Raw genomic sequence first — 15617 nt, 5'->3', positions numbered from 1 at the left:
GCTTCCCGACGGCGGGCCGCAAGACTTGCGGTTGAAGCTTCTATGACCGTCGGGGCGAGCGCGCCTGGAAGTCCCGGGCGATCTCGTCGAAGGTCACCCACCGCACGCCCTCGTGACCGTTGATGTACTCGATGAGCCGCTCGTGGGCGAGCAGGACCTGGGGCCGGCCGGAGACGTCGGGGTGGATCGTCATGGTGAACACGGCGTAGTCCATCTCGCGGTGGACCCAGTCGAACTGGTCGCGCCAGAGCTGCTCGATGTCGCGCGGGTTGACGAAGCCGTGCGAGTTCGGGCTGCCCTTGATGAACATCATGGGCGGGAGGTCGTCGAGGTACCAGTTCGCCGGAATCTCGACGAGGTCGGTCTCCTCGCCGCGGACCAGCGGCTTCATCCAGTCCGCCGCGTCGCGGTCCAGGTCGATCTTCGTCCAGGAGTCGCCGACGCGGACGTAGTAGGGCGTGAAGTCGTCGTGCATCAGCGAGTGGTCGTAGCGCAGCCCGCGGTCGAGCACGAGCTCGTTGGTGATCTCGGAGAACTCCCACCAGGGCGCCACGTAGCCGGTGGGGCGCGTGCCGGAGCGCTGCTCGATCAGCGAGATGCAGTGGTCGAGGACGTCGGACTCCTGCTGCCGCGACATCGCGATGGGGTTCTCGTGGCTGTAGCCGTGCACCCCGATCTCGTGTCCGGCCGCGACACAGGCCTCGAACGATTCCGGGAACGTCTCGATCGAGTGGCCGGGCCAGAAGAACGTCTGCCGCAGGCCGTACCGGCGGAACAGCTCGAGCACCCGCGGCACCCCGACGTCGCCCGCGAACAACCCGCGGGAGATGTCGCCGGGCGAGTTCTCCCCGCCGTAGGAGCCGAGCCACCCCCCGACGGCATCGATGTCGACTCCGTAGCTGACCAGGATCTCCTTCGCCATACGCGCAGGAGTGCCCGTTCAGCGCACCCCGGTACCGGGCCGCGGGAGGCCCGACGACAGGCGCGTCACCGGGAACGACCGGGTCGGACGCCGGAGCTCCGCGAACGCCGGCCAGCGACCGAGCCGCTCCACGGCGTCGTAGAGGTCCTCGGCGTCCTCGCCCGACGGCGGCTCCTCGATGACCGGACCGACCAGCGCGGTCTTCCCGTCGAAGGACAGGACCGGCGTGCCGAACCCGCCGCTCCGCTCGACGGCCTCGGCGGTCTCGTCCCGCAGCGCGCCGTCCCTCGTCGCGTCGGAGGCGGCGGCGGCCAGGGCGACCGGCAGTCCGCACTCGCGCAGCGCGGGCGTCAGGTCCCGCACGCGGGCCATCTCGTGCACGACCGCGTCGACCGTGTCCCCGGCCGGCGCGGCGTCCCACACCAGCTCGCCGAGCGCGGTGTAGAGGTCGCCGACCACCTCGGAGCCGTGCGCCTCCCGCGCGGCGTGCACCACCCGCAGCATCTCCAGGCCCCGGCTCCACGCCTCCCGGGACCGCTGCTCCCCGGGGAAGGCCCCCCGGTCCATCAGTGCCAGGGACATCGGCCGCCACTCGACCCGCAGGGCGCGCTGCGACTGCACCTCCACCACCCAGCGGGACGTCACCCAGCAGGACGGGCAGAGAGGGTCGAAGAAGAACTCCAGGTCCGGCACGGCCGTCTGCCTACCCGATCGTCGAGGTCCGGGAATCCGTGAGGACCGCCGCACCCCGCGCCGGGTCCTCGCAGGAGGGTCTCGTGCCGGCCACGGGACCTGCGTCTCCGCGCGACTTTCTGGCGCTCCGTGCCATCATTACCTCGTCCCCCCTGGCCGAGGAGTGCCGTGACCACCGCCGCCCCCACCGAGGCGCGGGCCAAGTCGCCCGCCTTCGTCGCCGTCCTCGCCCTCGCGGGCATCACGGTCTCCCTGCAGCAGACCCTCGTCGTCCCGCTGGTACCGCAGTTCCCGCGCCTGCTCGGCGCCGCTCCCGCCGACACCGCCTGGATCGTCACCTCGACCCTGCTGACCGCGGCCGTGGCGGTGCCCATCGTCGGCCGCCTCGCCGACATGATCGGCAAGCGGCGGATGCTGCTGTTCTGCCTGGTCATGCTCATCGCCGGGTCGGTCGTCGCGGCGCTGTCGACCTCGCTCGTGCCGCTGATCGTCGGCCGCGCACTGCAGGGACTCTCGACGGGCCTGATCCCGCTCGGCATCAGCCTCATGCGGGACGAGCTGCCGGCGGAGCGGCTCGGTTCGGCGGTGGCGCTGATGAGCGCCTCGCTCGGCGTGGGCGGATCGCTCGGGCTCCCGCTCGCGGCGCTGATCGCGCAGACCGCGGACTGGCACGTGCTGTTCTGGGCCGCCGCCGGGCTCGGCGTCCTCGTCCTGGTGCTCGTCCTCGCGCTGGTGCCCGAGTCCGTGCAACGGGCCGGCGGGAGATTCGACGTCGTCGGGGCGGTCGGGCTCGCCGTCGCCCTGGTGAGCCTGCTGCTCGCGGTGTCGAAGGGCTCGAGCTGGGGCTGGGGCAGCGCGACCACCGTGACGCTGTTCGTGGTGGCGGTCGTGGTGCTGCTCGCGTGGGCGTTCTGGGAGCTGCGCACCCCGCAGCCCCTGGTCGACCTGCGGGTGAGCGCCCGCCGTCAGGTGCTGCTCACCAACCTCGCGTCGATCGTCTTCGGCTTCTCGATGTTCGCGATGTCGCTGGTCTACCCGCAGCTGCTGCAGCTGCCGACCTCCACCGGCTACGGGCTCGGGCAGTCGATCCTGGTCGCCGGCCTGGTCCTCGCCCCCGGCGGGCTCTGCATGATGGCGATGTCGCCGGTGTCGGCCCGCATCAGCGCCGCCTCGGGGCCGCGGACGACGCTGATGCTCGGCGCCGTGGTGGTGGCCGTGGGGTACGGGATCGGCGCCGGGTTCCACTCCGCGGTCTGGCACCTCGTGCTGAGCTCCGTGGTGATCGCCTGCGGCATCGGGCTGGCCTACGGCGCGATGCCGGCATTGATCATGGCCGCCGTACCGGTGACCCAGACCGCCGCCGCGAACAGCCTGAACAACCTCATGCGGGCGCTCGGCACGTCGTTCGCGAGCGCCATCGCCGGGCTGCTGCTGGCGACGCTCGTGTCGTCCTCGGGGGCTCCGACCGAGGGGGCGTTCGTCCTCGTGATGCTGCTCGGCGCCGGCGGTGCGGTGGTCGCGCTGGTCATCATGGCGTTCGTCCCGCGTCGGCCGGCGCCGGACGCGGCGGCCGCCCCGGCCGCAGCGGTCGAGCGCGAGGAGGCCGCACCCGTCGTCGGGAAGGACCCCGAGCCGGAGCCGCTGACCGCGCCGGTCGCGCGCCCGCTGGTGTCGGGCGTCGTCCGCCGCGGGGGCACGGGCGTCGCCGGGGCGACCGTCACCGTCGTGAGCAACGCCGGCCGCCAGCTCGGCCGGGCGGTGTCCGCGGCCGACGGGAGCTACGTCGTGACGGCGGGCGAGCCCGGCGCCCCGCACCTGCTCGTCGTCCGGGCCGACGGGGCCTCGCACGCGGAGCACCTGGGCGGGGCCGGCCAGCTCTCCCGGGACGTCGACCTGCGGGCCCCCGCTGCCCTGCCCACCCCGGTCTGAGCGGCGCCCACTCCGTCCTCCGCGAGGTGCACGTGAGGCATCCCGTGACCGGTGCAGACCTGTCTCACGTGCGCCTCGCGAGGTGGGTTGCCGGGGGCCGGACCGCGGGGTGCACGTGGGGCATCCTGCGGCGTTCGCCGACCTGCCTCTCGTGCACCTCGCGGCGGGGCCGATGTGGTGGCCTGCGCGTGCTCCTGAACGAGCGGGCCGTTCGCAGCCTCTATGTGCGCGAGAGTGCCGTTCGCTCATCCAGGGCAGGGCGCGCCGCCCGGAACCCCAGCACCACGATCACCAGGACCTCCGCCAACGACAGGACCCGCTCGATCAGCCCGAGCGGGACAGCCCGGTACCAGGGCGTCGCGAGGACCGGGTTCAGGGCGATCGCCCCGATGATCGGCAGGAACGAGGCGAGAGCGACCACCGAGAACACCGTGACCCACCGCGCCCACGCCTGGCCCCGGTGCCCGCGGGCCGTCAGCAGACCCGCCGTCGGGAGCGCGAGGAACGCGGCGAGGCTCGCGTAGCGGTGGATCGACCCGGACAGGCTCGGGCCCACCGACCAGTTCGTCTTCTCGAACACCACGACCAGCACCAGCCCGACGCACCAGACGCCGAACAGGACCATCCCCGCCGTGGGGACGAGCCCGCGCAGGGCGAGGGCCGCCACCACCGCGACCGTCGCCGCGACCAGGCCGAGCACGGCGACGTCGAAGAGCCACCCACCCGGGCCGACGGCGTACTCGCTGATGGTGCGGCGCACCGGGTCGTGCCGCGACCACGGTGCGAGCAGGTGCATCACCCCGACGACCGCGACGACGACGAGCGACACGGCGGCCCCCGCGGTGCCGAGCGCGGAGGACCGGACCCGGGTCGCGGAGAGCGTCATCGAGCCAGCATGACCGGCACGAGCGTCAGGCCACCGTCAGGCGCAGCACGACGCGCTCGCGGGGCGGACCGCCCCGGCGGAACACGCGCTCGGCCGCCTGGAGCAGCCGGATGCCGCCGAACTCCCAGCCGTACTTGGCCCTGAGCAGGTCCTCGGCGTCGTCGACCGCGCCGTCGGCGTCGTCGACCACGGCCGTCGCCTCCACCGTGGGCGTGCCGGGGGCGACCCGTCCGCGCCGGTCGCAGGCCCGCAGCTCCACCTGGGCGTCGTGGCGCAGCCGCTTGACCTTGCCGCTCTCGGCGGAGGTGTAGACGACGAGCCCGTCGCCGTCGCGCGCGACCCAAACCGGGGTCGCCACCGGGTCACCGGAGCGGCGGAAGGTCGTCAGCGACACGAAGCGCTGGTCGCCGAGCGTCACGAGCGAAGCAGTCACACCCCCCGTCGTACCCGGGCCCGGACGGCATCGACCGAGCCCGCCGACCGGATCACAACGCGGTGCCGATCACACGGCACCAACCGTCACGTGAACGACACGCCGTGGTGACACGGCCGGTTCCGCCCGGCCCGTCGGATGGGGCACCCTCGGCGGCCATGACCTTCCCGGTGGACGGCACGGACCGCGCACGGCCCCGGGTGGTGATCGTCGGCAGCGGGTTCGCGGGCTACCACACGGCCAGGTCGCTGGCCCGCCGGACGCGCGGCGAGATCGACATCGTGGTGGTCAGCCCCACCAACTACTTCCTCTACCTCCCGCTGCTGCCCGAGGTCGCCGGCGGGATCCTCGAACCGCGCCGGATCGCGGTCGCGCTCTCCGACACCCTGCCGCCCTGCGTGCGCCACGCTCCCGGGGAGGTCGACGCCATCGACCTCGAGGCCCGCGAGATCGGCTGGCTCGACCCGGAGGGCGTCGCGCACCGCACCACCTACGACCGCCTGGTGCTCGCCGCCGGGAGCGTGCACAAGGTGATGCCGATCCCCGGCGTCAGCGAGTACGCGGTCGGGTTCCGCGGCGTCCCCGAGGCCTTCTACCTGCGCGACCACCTCATCCGCCAGATCGACCTCGCCGCCATGAGCAACGACCCCGACGAGGTGGCCGCACGGTGCACGTTCGTCGTGGTGGGCGCGGGCTACACGGGCACCGAGGTCGCCGCCCAGGGCCAGCTGTTCACCCGGGCCCTCGCGCGCAGCCGGGGCCTGGACCCGGACTCCATGCGCTGGGTGCTGGTCAGCCGCGGTCGGGTGCTCGCCGGGCTGGACGAGCACCTCTCCCGCACCGCCGACGCCGTGCTCCGGCGCCGCGGGGTGGAGGTGCACACCGACACGACGATGGACGAGGCCGGCGAGGACGGAGTGCTGCTCTCCAGCGGCGAGCGCATCGCGACGCGCACGTTGCTGTGGTGCGTCGGGGTCCGCGTCGACCCCCTCATCGAGGACCTCGACATCGAAATCGACGGCGGCCGGGTGGTCGTCGAGTCGACGCTGCAGGTACCGGGCCGCTCCGAGCTCTACGCCTGCGGGGACGCCGCCGCGGTCCCCGACCCGAGCCGACCGGGTGAGGCCACCCCGATGACCGCACAGCACGCCGTCCGCCAGGGCGCACTGGCCGGCCGCAACATCGCCGCGTCCCTCGGGTACGGCTCGGTGCGGCCCTACAAGCACCGCGACCTCGGCTTCGTCGTCGACCTCGGCGGGCTGGAGGCCGCGGCCGCGCCGCTGAACATCCCGCTCACCGGCCTGCCGGCGAAGGTCGTGGCCCGCGGCTACCACCTCGCCGCGATGCCGGGCAACCGCCTCCGCACGGCGACGGACTGGGTGCTCGAGGCGCTGCAGCCGCGCCAGAGCGCCCAGCTCGGACTCGTCCGGTCGCCCGCGATCCCGCTCGACACCGCGTCGCCCGAGGTCCCCCAGCACCACCTCGGCTTCCCCCACGCGACCCAACGGTCGTGAGCGGTTCCTTCCTGCCGAACGCGACCCGCACCCGCCGTCGGGAAGAAATAGGGGAACATCGAATACCTGCATCAGGGACCATGAATGGCGTATTCCGCATTCGATCGCGCGCGGTCGATCCCATTTCCCGCCCTCACCCCGACCACACCCGACGTCGCATGGTGTGAGCTGCACGTTCGGGCCGCGTGATCCACGGACCACGACCATGATCGGACCGACCGCACGGTTTCTCCCGGCGCCGTGATCGGATTTGTTTCGCGCCTTGTTGTGGACCTCCGCAGGTATTACCGTGGCGGCGGTAGCCGAGCAGCAACGTCTCCCCCCGACGAAATCCGGGTCACCCCCCCAGACCCGGAGGTGTGCTGCTCGGCTACTCACACGTCCAGGCCCGGGGGCGTGGTCCCGCGAGGACGGGTCGATCGGCCGTCGGTCGTGGTATCCACGATGATGGACGTCCTGGGAGTCGGTGGAGTCCTCGCCGACCCGGACCGACCCCTCATCCCCCGAACCGACGAGGTGCAGCACATGGCTCTGATGCGTCGAGTGGCCACTCTCGGGGCCGCCGTGGCCGCGGCCCGCCAGTACGCCCGCCAGAACCCGGAGAAGGTGAACCGGTACGCCGACCAGGCCGCCTCGTTCATCGACCAGCGCACCAAGGGCCGGTTCCGCCGCCAGATCGACGGCGCGCTGCGCCAGGTGCGCAAGGAGACCAGCCTCCCCGGTCGGAACATGACGGGCCGGAGCCAGGCCGGGCAGTACGGGCCGCAGCAGTTCCGCCACGACCCCTACCGCGACGCGGGCTCCACGCAGCGCTACCCCAGCGAGCGCACCGACCGCTGAGTCACGCCGGGCCCGGAATCGCCAGCGTCCGGGCCCGTGGACGGTTAGCGTCACGCACCATGCAGCCGGCCGACATCGCCCGCCTCGTCAGCCCGGGCGACCCACGGGTCTCCCCCGACGGCGGGCGGATCGCCGTCGTCGTGACCCGGGTCGACCTCGAGGCCGACCGGTACCGCAGCACGATCTGGCTCGCGCCGGCGGACGGGCCCCCGCGCCAGCTGACGTCCGGCGACGCCGACACCTGCCCCCGGTGGTCCCCCGACGGCACCCGGCTGGCGTTCACCCGGTCCGTGTCCGGCCACCACCAGCTCGTGGTGCTGCCGGTCGACGGGCCCGGGGAGCCCGTGACCCTGGTCGACCGCGAGTCGCCGATCGGTGAGCTCGCGTGGTCACCGGACGGGTCCGCGATCGCCTTCACCTCCCGGGAGGCCCGTCCGGACGCGCCGCCGTTCACCGTCGTCGGGACCCCCGACCGCGCGACGCTCCCCCGCCGCGTCGACCGCCTGTTCCCCAAGCTCGACGGCGAGGGCTGGACCGTCGACCGTCCGCGGGCGGTCTTCGTCGTCGCGGCCGACGTCCCCGGCGACTCGCGGCTCCTCGCCCACCACCGCTACGACATCGCCGGCCCGGCCTGGTCGCCCGACGGGCGCTCGCTCGCCGTCACGACCGTGCGCGACGAGCCGGACGCCGACCTGACCATGGTCGAGGCCCTGCACCTGCTCGACGTCGCCTCCGGGGAGCTGCGGCCGCTCACGACCTCCCCGTCGATCTCGGTCACGCGGCCGTCGTGGTCCCCGGACGGCACCTCGGTCGCGGTCCTCGCGGAGGACGTCACGCTGATCCCGTCGTTCGGCCGGATCGCGGTCGTGCCCGCCGAGGGCGGCGACCCTCGGGTCCTGACCGCGGGCCTCGACCGCCAGGCCGCGCCCTTCGTCGGCGGCCGTGCACCGCTGTGGCGGGGTACGGACCTGCTGTTCACCGTCGAGGACCACGGCACGCAGCCGCTCCACGCCGTGCCCGCGGACGGTTCCGCGGAGCCCGTCGAGGTCGTCGGCGGCACCCGCGCGATCGTCGGGTACGACGAGGCCGCGGGCACCCTCGCGATCCTGACGACGGGGCCGACCACCCGTCCCGAGCTCGCCGTGGTGCGCGACGGCCGGGAGACGACGCTGTCATCGTTCTCCGCGGCCTTCCACCGCGACCTGCCGGTGGGCGAGCCCGAGCACCTGCGCGTGCCCTCGTCCGGGGGCGGCGAGATCGACGCGTGGCTGCTCCGGCCGCGGTCCCCCGCCCTCGCCGACACCGACGGACGGCTGGCCCTGCTGCTCTCGGTGCACGGCGGCCCGATGACGCAGTACCCGACGGCGTGGTTCGACGAGTTCGCGCTGTGGTCCGGCGCGGGCTACGCGGTCCTCTGGTGCAACCCGCACGGCTCCACGGGCGACACCGAGGCGGCCCTGCGGTCCATCCGCACCCCGGAGGCCGCCGAGGTCCCGGGGACCGGGTGGGGCGGTGTCGACGCCGACGACGTCCTCGCGGCCCTCGACGCCGCGCTGGCCCACGATCCGACGCTCGACCCCGCCCGGGTCGGCGTGCTCGGCGGCTCCTACGGCGGTTTCATGACGACGTGGCTGGTCGGCCACACCGACCGCTTCGCCGCCGCCTGCTCGGAGCGCGCGGCGAACAACCTGCTCTCGCTGGAGTGGGGCGGGTCGGACCTCGCGGGCTTCTTCCGCTTCGAGCTCGGCGTCGACCACCTCGCGCGCCCCGACGTCTACCGCCGGGTGTCCCCGACGTCGTACGTCGAGCACATCCACACCCCGCTGCTGATCCTGCACGCCGACGAGGACCTGCGGTGCCCGCCGGAGCAGGCCGACCAGCTCTACGTCGCGCTGCGCCTGCTCGGGCGCGAGGTGGAGTACTGGCGGTTCCCCGGCGAGGGCCACGAGCTCTCGCGGAGCGGCTCACCCCGACGACGGGTGCAGCGGGCCGAGATCATCCTCGACTTCTTCGCCCGTCACCTGGCGCCGGGCGCCCCGTAGCCGACCGGCTCAGGCGATGGCCTGGTCGACCTCGACCGACTCCACCGAGGCCAGCTCGGCCGCGACCGCCCGCTGGACGGCGGCCGAGGTGAGCTGGGCGATGTGGCCGCCCGGCACGACGACGTTGCGCGCGTACGGGTCGTGGCTGGAGCGCCACGGCACCGCGCCGTCGGTGCGGCTGTAGATGCTGGTGAACGGCACGTCCTCGGGCCAGGGCGCGCGCAGGGTCTCGCGGAAGTCCGCGCAGCAGCGCCCGATCATGCACCCGAGCCCGAACAGACCCGGCATCCCGGCGGAGCCGACGGCGGCCATGCTCCAGGCGACGGCCGCCATGGAGGGGGTGAGGCCGCCCCACCGGTCGAAGGGCGTGCCGATGGTGATCAGCTGGCCCACCGACTCCGGGGTCGCGGCACCGACCGCCCGGCCGAACTGACCGCCGCGGCTGTGCCCGACCACGCGGACCGGCTCGCCGGCCTCGTCGGCGATCGCCCGCACCCGACGGGTCAGCGAGTCGACCGTGCGCTGCGCGCAGCCCATTCCCGAGCCGAGCGTGAACGGGTGCACGTCGTAGCCGAGGCGGGTCAGCCACCGGGCCATCGGCTCCAGGCAGGGACCGGTCTCGCACATCCCGCCGAGCAGGACCACCGGGCCCCGACCGGGGTGCGTGACCTCCTCGGACGCCCCGACGGAGCGGTGCCGCCGCCCCGTGACACCGATGGTCGCGTGGCCGACGGTGGTGAGGCCGAAGCCCACCATGACGTCCCATCCCGGCGGACTCCAGCGCATGGCACTCCTCCGATCCCCGACGATCAGTGCTGAAGTACCCGTGCGTCAGATCGCAGGAAACCAGGCCATCGCCTCGGCGACCAGTCCCTGATCGCCCACGTCGTCACCGTGGGTGACCGCGTAGCAGGGGCCGACGTCGCGCCAGGCCCGCGCGCGGGCGGCGAGCTCGTCGGTGACGTCATAGGCGGCCGTCACCTCCCGGGCGGTCTCCGGCCCCGCCTGGAGCAACGGCCAGACCAGGTCCTTCGCCGGGTCGCCGGCCCGGGCGTCGCCCCAGTCGATGACGCCCGACACCCGCCCGCCACGAACGAGGACGTGCTCGGCCGACAGGTCGCCGTGCACGACGACGGACGCGGGGGCGTCCCGGAGCAGGTCGAGGCGGTCCTGCAGCCACGCGCCGGTGCCGGGCGGGAGCCGTGGCACGACCTCGGCGGCGAAGCGGTCGAAGTGCGCGTCCCGCATCGCCGACGTCCGGTCCGGCGGCGGGAGGCCCCGGCGGACGGCCTCGGTGAGGTCGACGGCGTGCAGCGCCGCGAGGAACTCCCCCACCGCGACGCCGAGCCCGGGCCGTTCACCGGCCGTCTCGCCGGCGATCAGCCGGTGACGCACGGTCAGCGGGTTCTCCTTCCCGACGACGGGTCGGGGCACCTCCAGGGGCACCTGCGGCGCGAGCCAGGGCAGCAGCGTCGTCTCGGCGCGCAACCACGGCTCGACGTCGGGACGCTTCGCGGTGCGCTCCACCCAGACGCCGTCGACCAACCAGGCGTCGCTGTCCCAGCCGGAGCCGAGGTACTGGCGGGTAGTCACGTCCGCTACTGTCGCGCGGTCCCTCCCCCTGTGACGAGCGTCGCGGAGAGCAGTCCGATGAGCACGCAGGACACCGAGGCCGACGAGCAGGACCTCCAGGAACGCCTGGAGTCCTCGACGGCCGGACGGGCCGCGATCAGCGTCCTGATCGTCGTGCTGCTCGGCATCGTCGCGATCACCAACATGCCGGACTCCCTGACGAAGAACGCGCTCGCCCCGGTGGTGGGGCGGGCGACGAACGTGATCGGACTCGACCAGGGGTGGGCGGTCTACGCACCGGCGCCGCGGCGGCTCTCGACCTACCTCGAGGCCCACGTGCTGGACCGGGACGGGACGACGACGGTGGTGCCGTCCCCGATCACCGAGGGCCTCTCGGAGTACTGGGACTACCGCTGGCAGCGCTACGCGGACACGTTGCTGAACGGCCCGGACAACGTGCCCCGCTGGGCCCCCTACGCCCGGTGGGTCGCCGACCAGCAGCGCGCGCAGGGCCGACACCCCGTCGTCGTGAGCCTGTGGAACATCTCCGCCGAGTCCCAGCCGCCGAGCGCCGCTGCCCCGCGCGGCCCGTGGGCGGCACGGCAGTTCTTCTCGATCGGGGTCGGCTCGTGAGCCGGCTCCGCGGGCTCGCGCTCGACGCCTGGCGCGGGTGGGAGCGGTTCTTCTTCACCCCGACGTCGACCGCCCCTCTCGCCGTGTTGCGGATCGCCTTCGGTCTCGTGGTCACCCTGTGGACGGCGACCCAGCTGCCGAACCTGTTCGCCTTCTACGGGCCGGACGGGGTGCTGCCGCAGCCACCCGCGATCGGGCCGTGGCAGTGGGGGCTGCTCACGACCTCCAACTCCGTCGCCGTGCTCTCGGTCGTCTTCCTCGCGACCCTGCTGGCCGGCATCGCGCTGACGATCGGCGCCTCGCCCCGGATCGCCGCAGTGGTGGTGCTGCTCGGCCTCATCGCGTTCGAGCGGCGCAACCCCTACGTGCTGAACTCCGGCGACATCCTGCTGCGGGTCATGGCGGTGTACCTGGTGTTCGCGCCGTCGGGGGAGTCGCTGTCCTGGGACCGCTGGCGCCGCGACCGGGCGCACTTCTGGGAGTTCCCGCGGCGCGCCCCGTGGGCGATGCGGATGCTCCAGGTGCAGGTGTCGATCATCTACCTCGCCGCGGTGTGGGCGAAGCTCCAGGGCGACCCCTGGCGGAACGGCACCGCCGTCTCGTTCGCCCTGCGCATGCTCGACCAGTTGCGGGCCCCGCCGCCCGAGCTGATCGCGGGCTCCGGGCTGCTCACGGAGTGGCTGACGTTCGGCACGCTGCTCATCGAGTTGTCGGTGGGCATTTTCGTGTGGAACCGGCGGCTCCGGCCGTGGGTGCTGGGAGCCGGCGCCCTGCTGCACCTCGGCATCGAGGTGTTCATCATGGTCGGCTTCTTCAGCATCGGGATGTGGGTCCTCTACCTGGTGTTCCTCTCCCCCGACTGGACGGAGCGGACCGTGCTCCGGCTGCGGGACCGGTTGCGGGCGCGGCGCGCGCCTGCGCCCGAACCGGCCCGGGAGAACGCCCGTGAGCCGGTCGTGTCCGAAACGTGACGGAACCGAGCGGCGGACACGTCGTTACCTGTAACACCACGGACGTGTTCCTCGACGTCACGGTGTATCGGCATCGCGTCAATTCTTGATCAATTCGAAGGGAAGAGGGTCGAGATGAGCCCAGGACGGCGCACGACCGTCAAGCGCATGGCAGCGGTCGCAGCCGGGATGATGCTCGTGGGCATGGTCTGGCAGGGCGTCGCGTCCGCATCGGTCTCCACCGGGACCTCCGGGTTGGCCACGCAGTCCACGGAGGGGTCGACGTCGAGCACGAGCTCGACCAGCTCGACCTCGAGCACCAGCTCGACCAGCTCGTCGTCCGGCGGTACCGCGATCGGCACGAGCGTGTCCAGCGTCGGCACCGTGGTCGGCACGAGCGTCGCCAGCTCGGTGTCGACCACCGGCTCGTCGACGTCGTCGACCGCCAGCGGCACCGCGATCGGCACCAGCGTGTCCAGCGTCGGCACCGTGGTCGGCACGAGCGTGCTCAGCTCGCTCTCGACCTCCGGCTCCACCGCGTCGACGAGCTCCACCTCGTCGACCAGCGGCGCCAACACCGTGGTCATCTACTCGCCGTACCCCTACCCGGTCTTCGGCGACTTCGGGCACCGCTATTACGGCAAGTACTACGACCACGGCTGTGGCTGTGACCGCTACGCCGCGCCGACGTACACGGCGCCGACGTACGTCGCCGCCACCCAGGTCTCGTCCGTGCCGAAGGGCGGCGTCGACACCGGGGACGGCTCGTTCCAGTGAGTTCGGAGACCGACACCGAGACCCCGCCCACCCGGGAGCCGTCGAAGCTCGACGGCATCACGGGCAAGATCGGCATCGGGCTGATCGTGGTCGTGGCACTCATCGGGTTGGTGGTCGCCGGGACGTCGGGCTCGAAGTCCTCGGGTTCCTCCGGGGACTCCGGCGTCCAGCTCATGGCGGCCTCCACCCCGACGTCGCTCTCGGTGCCCTCGATCGGGGCGGAGTCCTCGCTGATCGAGACCGGGCAGAACGCGGACGGCTCGCTCCAGGTGCCGGCCCTGTCGAACCCGATGCAGGCCAGCTGGTACGACAAGAGCCCGTCGCCGGGCACGCTCGGCCCGGCCGTGATCCTCGGGCACGTCAACGGCGACGGGAAGGCCGGCATCTTCTACCGGCTGAAGGACGTCAAGGCGGGTGACCAGGTGATGGTCAAGCGCCAGGACGGCCAGACCGCGGTCTTCACGGTGTCGAACATCGACACCGTGCCGAAGGCGGCGTTCCCCGCCGAGCAGGTCTACGCGGACACCCCGGACTCGCAGCTCCGCCTCATCACCTGCGGCGGCGTCTTCGACCCGGCGGCCAAGAGCTACGAGGCCAACGTGATCGTCTACGCGAACCTCACGGACGTCCGTCCGGCCTGATCACCGCCCACTCCCGACCGAGACTGCGGCCGCTGCCCCCACGGGTGGCGGCCGTAGTGCGTCGGGGCAGGGCCAACTCGTCGGGCCGCCGCTGGTGAAGGCCGCCGTCACGCCGCTCATGACGTTCGCGGCTGAGGCCGCCGCGGTCGAGAGCGCCGCGGCCGAGGGCACCGCATCACGGCGGACGACCGTGATCGACCCCGTCGCGTCGCTCCAGAGCGCCACGTAGTCGCGGCCGATGCGCGGGTCGGACAGCAGCCCGCTCTCGTCGGTCAGGTTCGACCCGCGGGTCAGCCGCATGAAGGTCGGACGGGCGACGTCGAACACCTGGTCTCGCAGCCCGGTCATGTCGTCCGTGCTCCAGAAGCGGGCGATCGCCGGGTCCGTGAGGCCGGCCAGATCGACGAAGCGGAGCCGGCTCGCGAGAGCGACGCCACCGGCGTCGACGCCCAGGAACGACCCCTCCCGCACGTCGAGCGCGTCGGCGTGGGCGTCCACGGCATAGGCGTTCGAGCGCACCACCCCGCACAAGGGAACCGTTGGCCGGCCCAGGAAGCCGAGCGCAGCCTGGGTCCACGTCAGCACGCTCACCGCGGCCGCGACGACGAGCACGATCGCCACCGGCCGGCGGGTGCGGGCGCCCGATCCACCGAGTACCGGGGCGACGACGAGCACGGCGACCAGGGCCCCGAGCGGCCACACCGGGGTCGCGAAGCGGGCGAGGGCCATCCAGTCGGCCGCGAGCAGCACGAACGCGAGGACGGCGAGGCCGAGCGGGACGAGGAGAGCGGCCACGACCCTCGTCAGGGCGGGCAGGTCCCGGCGCCGGACGAGGACGACCGCGACGGCGCCGACGACCACGAGACACACCGGCCACCCCGCGAGCGCGATCAGATCCGCCGGCCGCCCGAGGTTGAGGGACGACAGGAAGCCCTGTCCCTTGGCCAGCGCCGTCGTCGGGACGAGCTCGCCGAAGGTCGCGATCCGCCAGACCTCGTAGACCAGGGCGGGCACGAGCCCCACGGCGAGCGAGAGCCCGGCTCGACGCCATCGGCCCGCGCCCGTCGTCAGCAGCGCGACCGCCAGCGGGTAGGCGACGAGGTACACCGCGCCGTCGGGCCGGGTGAGCGAGGCGAGTGCGGCGAGACCCGCGCACTGCAGGGCCACCCGGGTCGTCAGCAGGTCGCCGTCGACGGCGGCGGTCGCGAGCCGTGCCGCCAGGAGGACCACGACCAGGGCGAGCAGCGGGTTCTCGAGCCCGCTGCCGACCCAGACGACGAACGAGGGGACGGCGGCCGTGATCGTCCCGGCCACCATCGTCGTGGTCAGCGGGTTCGGCGAGACCCGCAGCGCGACCCGGTGGAACGCCAGGAACATCCCGGCGCAGCAGAGGACCCCCACGACCTTGGGGAAAGCCACGAGGTCGGAGACGCCGAACCAGGCACCGTGGTCGAGCAGGCCCAGCCACCGGGCGACCACGAAGAGCGCGAGCCACGCCGGGTCGGACCACCCCTCCGACACCGGGGCACCGGGTTGGAGCACGGGCCCGAGGCCGCTGGAGATCGACCGGGCGTAGGCCATCGTGATGCCGGCATCGTCCACGATCCACCGGCCGTAGACCCACAGGTGGGCCGCGACCAGGACGGTCGGCACGGCCACCGCGACGGCGGTGTCCGACCGGCTCACCGCCCGCACCGGTGCGGGATCGGCGGGCGGCGCCTCGGCGGTCGTCGTCACCCGCCGTGCCTACAGGGACGCGGTCGGCCACGCCAGGGGTCACCGACG

15 protein-coding genes and 1 pseudogene are annotated in these 15617 nt (G+C 73.2%); 8 read left to right on the top strand and 8 right to left on the bottom strand.

The window, feature by feature from the left end:
• Positions 1-40: 40 nt before the first annotated feature.
• On the bottom strand, positions 41-922 hold the full coding sequence (locus BJ983_RS28515; protein WP_179796904.1) for a polysaccharide deacetylase family protein: 882 nt from the start codon (positions 920-922) through the stop codon (positions 41-43).
• Positions 923-940: 18 nt separating this feature from the next.
• Positions 941-1615 carry a mycothiol-dependent nitroreductase Rv2466c family protein gene (locus BJ983_RS28510; protein WP_179796903.1) on the bottom strand — a complete coding sequence of 225 codons (675 nt, stop codon included), beginning with the start codon at positions 1613-1615 and terminating at the stop codon, positions 941-943.
• A gap of 168 nt (positions 1616-1783) precedes the next feature.
• Here BJ983_RS28510 and BJ983_RS28505 point away from each other — a divergent pair.
• Positions 1784-3211, top strand: a pseudogene (locus BJ983_RS28505) (MFS transporter); the annotation flags it as partial.
• A 553-nt stretch (positions 3212-3764) separates the two neighbouring features.
• On the opposite strand, the gene BJ983_RS28500 reads toward BJ983_RS28505, so the two are convergent.
• Complete coding sequence (locus BJ983_RS28500) at positions 3765-4430, bottom strand: DUF998 domain-containing protein (protein ID WP_179796901.1); 666 nt, start codon at positions 4428-4430, stop codon at positions 3765-3767.
• A 25-nt stretch (positions 4431-4455) separates the two neighbouring features.
• Positions 4456-4863, bottom strand: coding sequence for a PPOX class F420-dependent oxidoreductase (locus tag BJ983_RS28495; RefSeq protein ID WP_179796900.1), 408 nt, complete (start codon positions 4861-4863; stop codon positions 4456-4458).
• Between the two features lie 158 nt (positions 4864-5021).
• Here BJ983_RS28495 and BJ983_RS28490 point away from each other — a divergent pair, with 158 nt between their 5' ends.
• The 3 genes from BJ983_RS28490 to BJ983_RS28480 all read left to right on the top strand — a co-directional run bounded on the left by BJ983_RS28490 (position 5022) and on the right by BJ983_RS28480 (position 9259).
• Positions 5022-6377, top strand: a complete 1356-nt coding sequence (locus tag BJ983_RS28490) for an NAD(P)/FAD-dependent oxidoreductase (RefSeq protein WP_179796899.1) — start codon at positions 5022-5024, stop codon at positions 6375-6377.
• A gap of 525 nt (positions 6378-6902) precedes the next feature.
• A complete protein-coding gene (locus BJ983_RS28485) occupies positions 6903-7217 on the top strand; it encodes an antitoxin (protein ID WP_179796898.1) in 315 nt (104 codons plus the stop codon).
• A gap of 59 nt (positions 7218-7276) precedes the next feature.
• Entirely contained in the window at positions 7277-9259 is a 1983-nt protein-coding gene (locus tag BJ983_RS28480) for a S9 family peptidase (protein ID WP_179796897.1), read from the top strand.
• 9 nt (positions 9260-9268) lie between these two features.
• Here BJ983_RS28480 and BJ983_RS28475 read toward each other — a convergent pair whose 3' ends face one another.
• Both BJ983_RS28475 and BJ983_RS28470 read right to left on the bottom strand, forming a co-directional pair.
• Entirely contained in the window at positions 9269-10045 is a 777-nt protein-coding gene (locus BJ983_RS28475) for an alpha/beta fold hydrolase (protein ID WP_179796896.1), read from the bottom strand.
• 45 nt (positions 10046-10090) lie between these two features.
• Positions 10091-10852: a phosphotransferase gene (locus BJ983_RS28470; protein ID WP_179796895.1), complete on the bottom strand. Its 762-nt coding sequence runs from the start codon at positions 10850-10852 to the stop codon at positions 10091-10093.
• A gap of 57 nt (positions 10853-10909) precedes the next feature.
• On the opposite strand from BJ983_RS28470, the gene BJ983_RS28465 reads away from it, so the two are divergent.
• Positions 10910-11464, top strand: coding sequence for a hypothetical protein (locus BJ983_RS28465; protein WP_179796894.1), 555 nt, complete (start codon positions 10910-10912; stop codon positions 11462-11464).
• Positions 11461-12435 carry an HTTM domain-containing protein gene (locus BJ983_RS28460; protein WP_179796893.1) on the top strand — a complete coding sequence of 325 codons (975 nt, stop codon included), beginning with the start codon at positions 11461-11463 and terminating at the stop codon, positions 12433-12435. Before BJ983_RS28465 ends, BJ983_RS28460 begins: the two co-directional genes overlap by 4 nt.
• Before the next feature lie 89 nt (positions 12436-12524).
• Here BJ983_RS28460 and BJ983_RS28455 read toward each other — a convergent pair whose 3' ends face one another.
• Positions 12525-13001, bottom strand: a complete 477-nt coding sequence (locus BJ983_RS28455; protein WP_179796892.1) for a hypothetical protein — start codon at positions 12999-13001, stop codon at positions 12525-12527.
• Here BJ983_RS28455 and BJ983_RS28450 point away from each other — a divergent pair.
• Positions 12994-13191 (top strand): hypothetical protein, encoded by a 198-nt coding sequence (locus BJ983_RS28450; protein ID WP_179796891.1) that lies wholly within the window; start codon positions 12994-12996, stop codon positions 13189-13191. The two genes, BJ983_RS28455 and BJ983_RS28450, sit on opposite strands and share 8 nt — an antisense overlap.
• Positions 13188-13832, top strand: coding sequence for a class F sortase (locus BJ983_RS28445; protein WP_343054395.1), 645 nt, complete (start codon positions 13188-13190; stop codon positions 13830-13832). Before BJ983_RS28450 ends, BJ983_RS28445 begins: the two co-directional genes overlap by 4 nt.
• On the opposite strand, the gene BJ983_RS28440 is transcribed toward BJ983_RS28445, so the two are convergent.
• Positions 13833-15569 carry a hypothetical protein gene (locus BJ983_RS28440; protein WP_179796890.1) on the bottom strand — a complete coding sequence of 579 codons (1737 nt, stop codon included), beginning with the start codon at positions 15567-15569 and terminating at the stop codon, positions 13833-13835.
• Positions 15570-15617: the final 48 nt, after the last annotated feature.

Source organism: Actinomycetospora corticicola (genome assembly GCF_013409505.1).
Lineage (GTDB): Bacteria > Actinomycetota > Actinomycetes > Mycobacteriales > Pseudonocardiaceae > Actinomycetospora > Actinomycetospora corticicola.
Note: the sequence above shows the minus strand (reverse complement) of the source record. Positions and strands in the feature narration are given on the sequence as shown.

What these genes read in the sequence shown, in the direction of transcription:
- BJ983_RS28490 (WP_179796899.1), top strand. Translation starts at nt 5,022, where the DNA reads ATGACCTTCCCGGTGGACGGCACGGACCGCGCACGGCCCCGGGTGGTG.
- BJ983_RS28475 (WP_179796896.1), bottom strand. Translation starts at nt 10,045, where the DNA reads ATGCGCTGGAGTCCGCCGGGATGGGACGTCATGGTGGGCTTCGGCCTC.
- BJ983_RS28485 (WP_179796898.1), top strand. Translation starts at nt 6,903, where the DNA reads ATGGCTCTGATGCGTCGAGTGGCCACTCTCGGGGCCGCCGTGGCCGCG.
- BJ983_RS28500 (WP_179796901.1), bottom strand. Translation starts at nt 4,430, where the DNA reads ATGACGCTCTCCGCGACCCGGGTCCGGTCCTCCGCGCTCGGCACCGCG.
- BJ983_RS28480 (WP_179796897.1), top strand. Translation starts at nt 7,277, where the DNA reads ATGCAGCCGGCCGACATCGCCCGCCTCGTCAGCCCGGGCGACCCACGG.
- BJ983_RS28455 (WP_179796892.1), bottom strand. Translation starts at nt 13,001, where the DNA reads ATGACCACGGTGTTGGCGCCGCTGGTCGACGAGGTGGAGCTCGTCGAC.
- BJ983_RS28465 (WP_179796894.1), top strand. Translation starts at nt 10,910, where the DNA reads ATGAGCACGCAGGACACCGAGGCCGACGAGCAGGACCTCCAGGAACGC.
- BJ983_RS28515 (WP_179796904.1), bottom strand. Translation starts at nt 922, where the DNA reads ATGGCGAAGGAGATCCTGGTCAGCTACGGAGTCGACATCGATGCCGTC.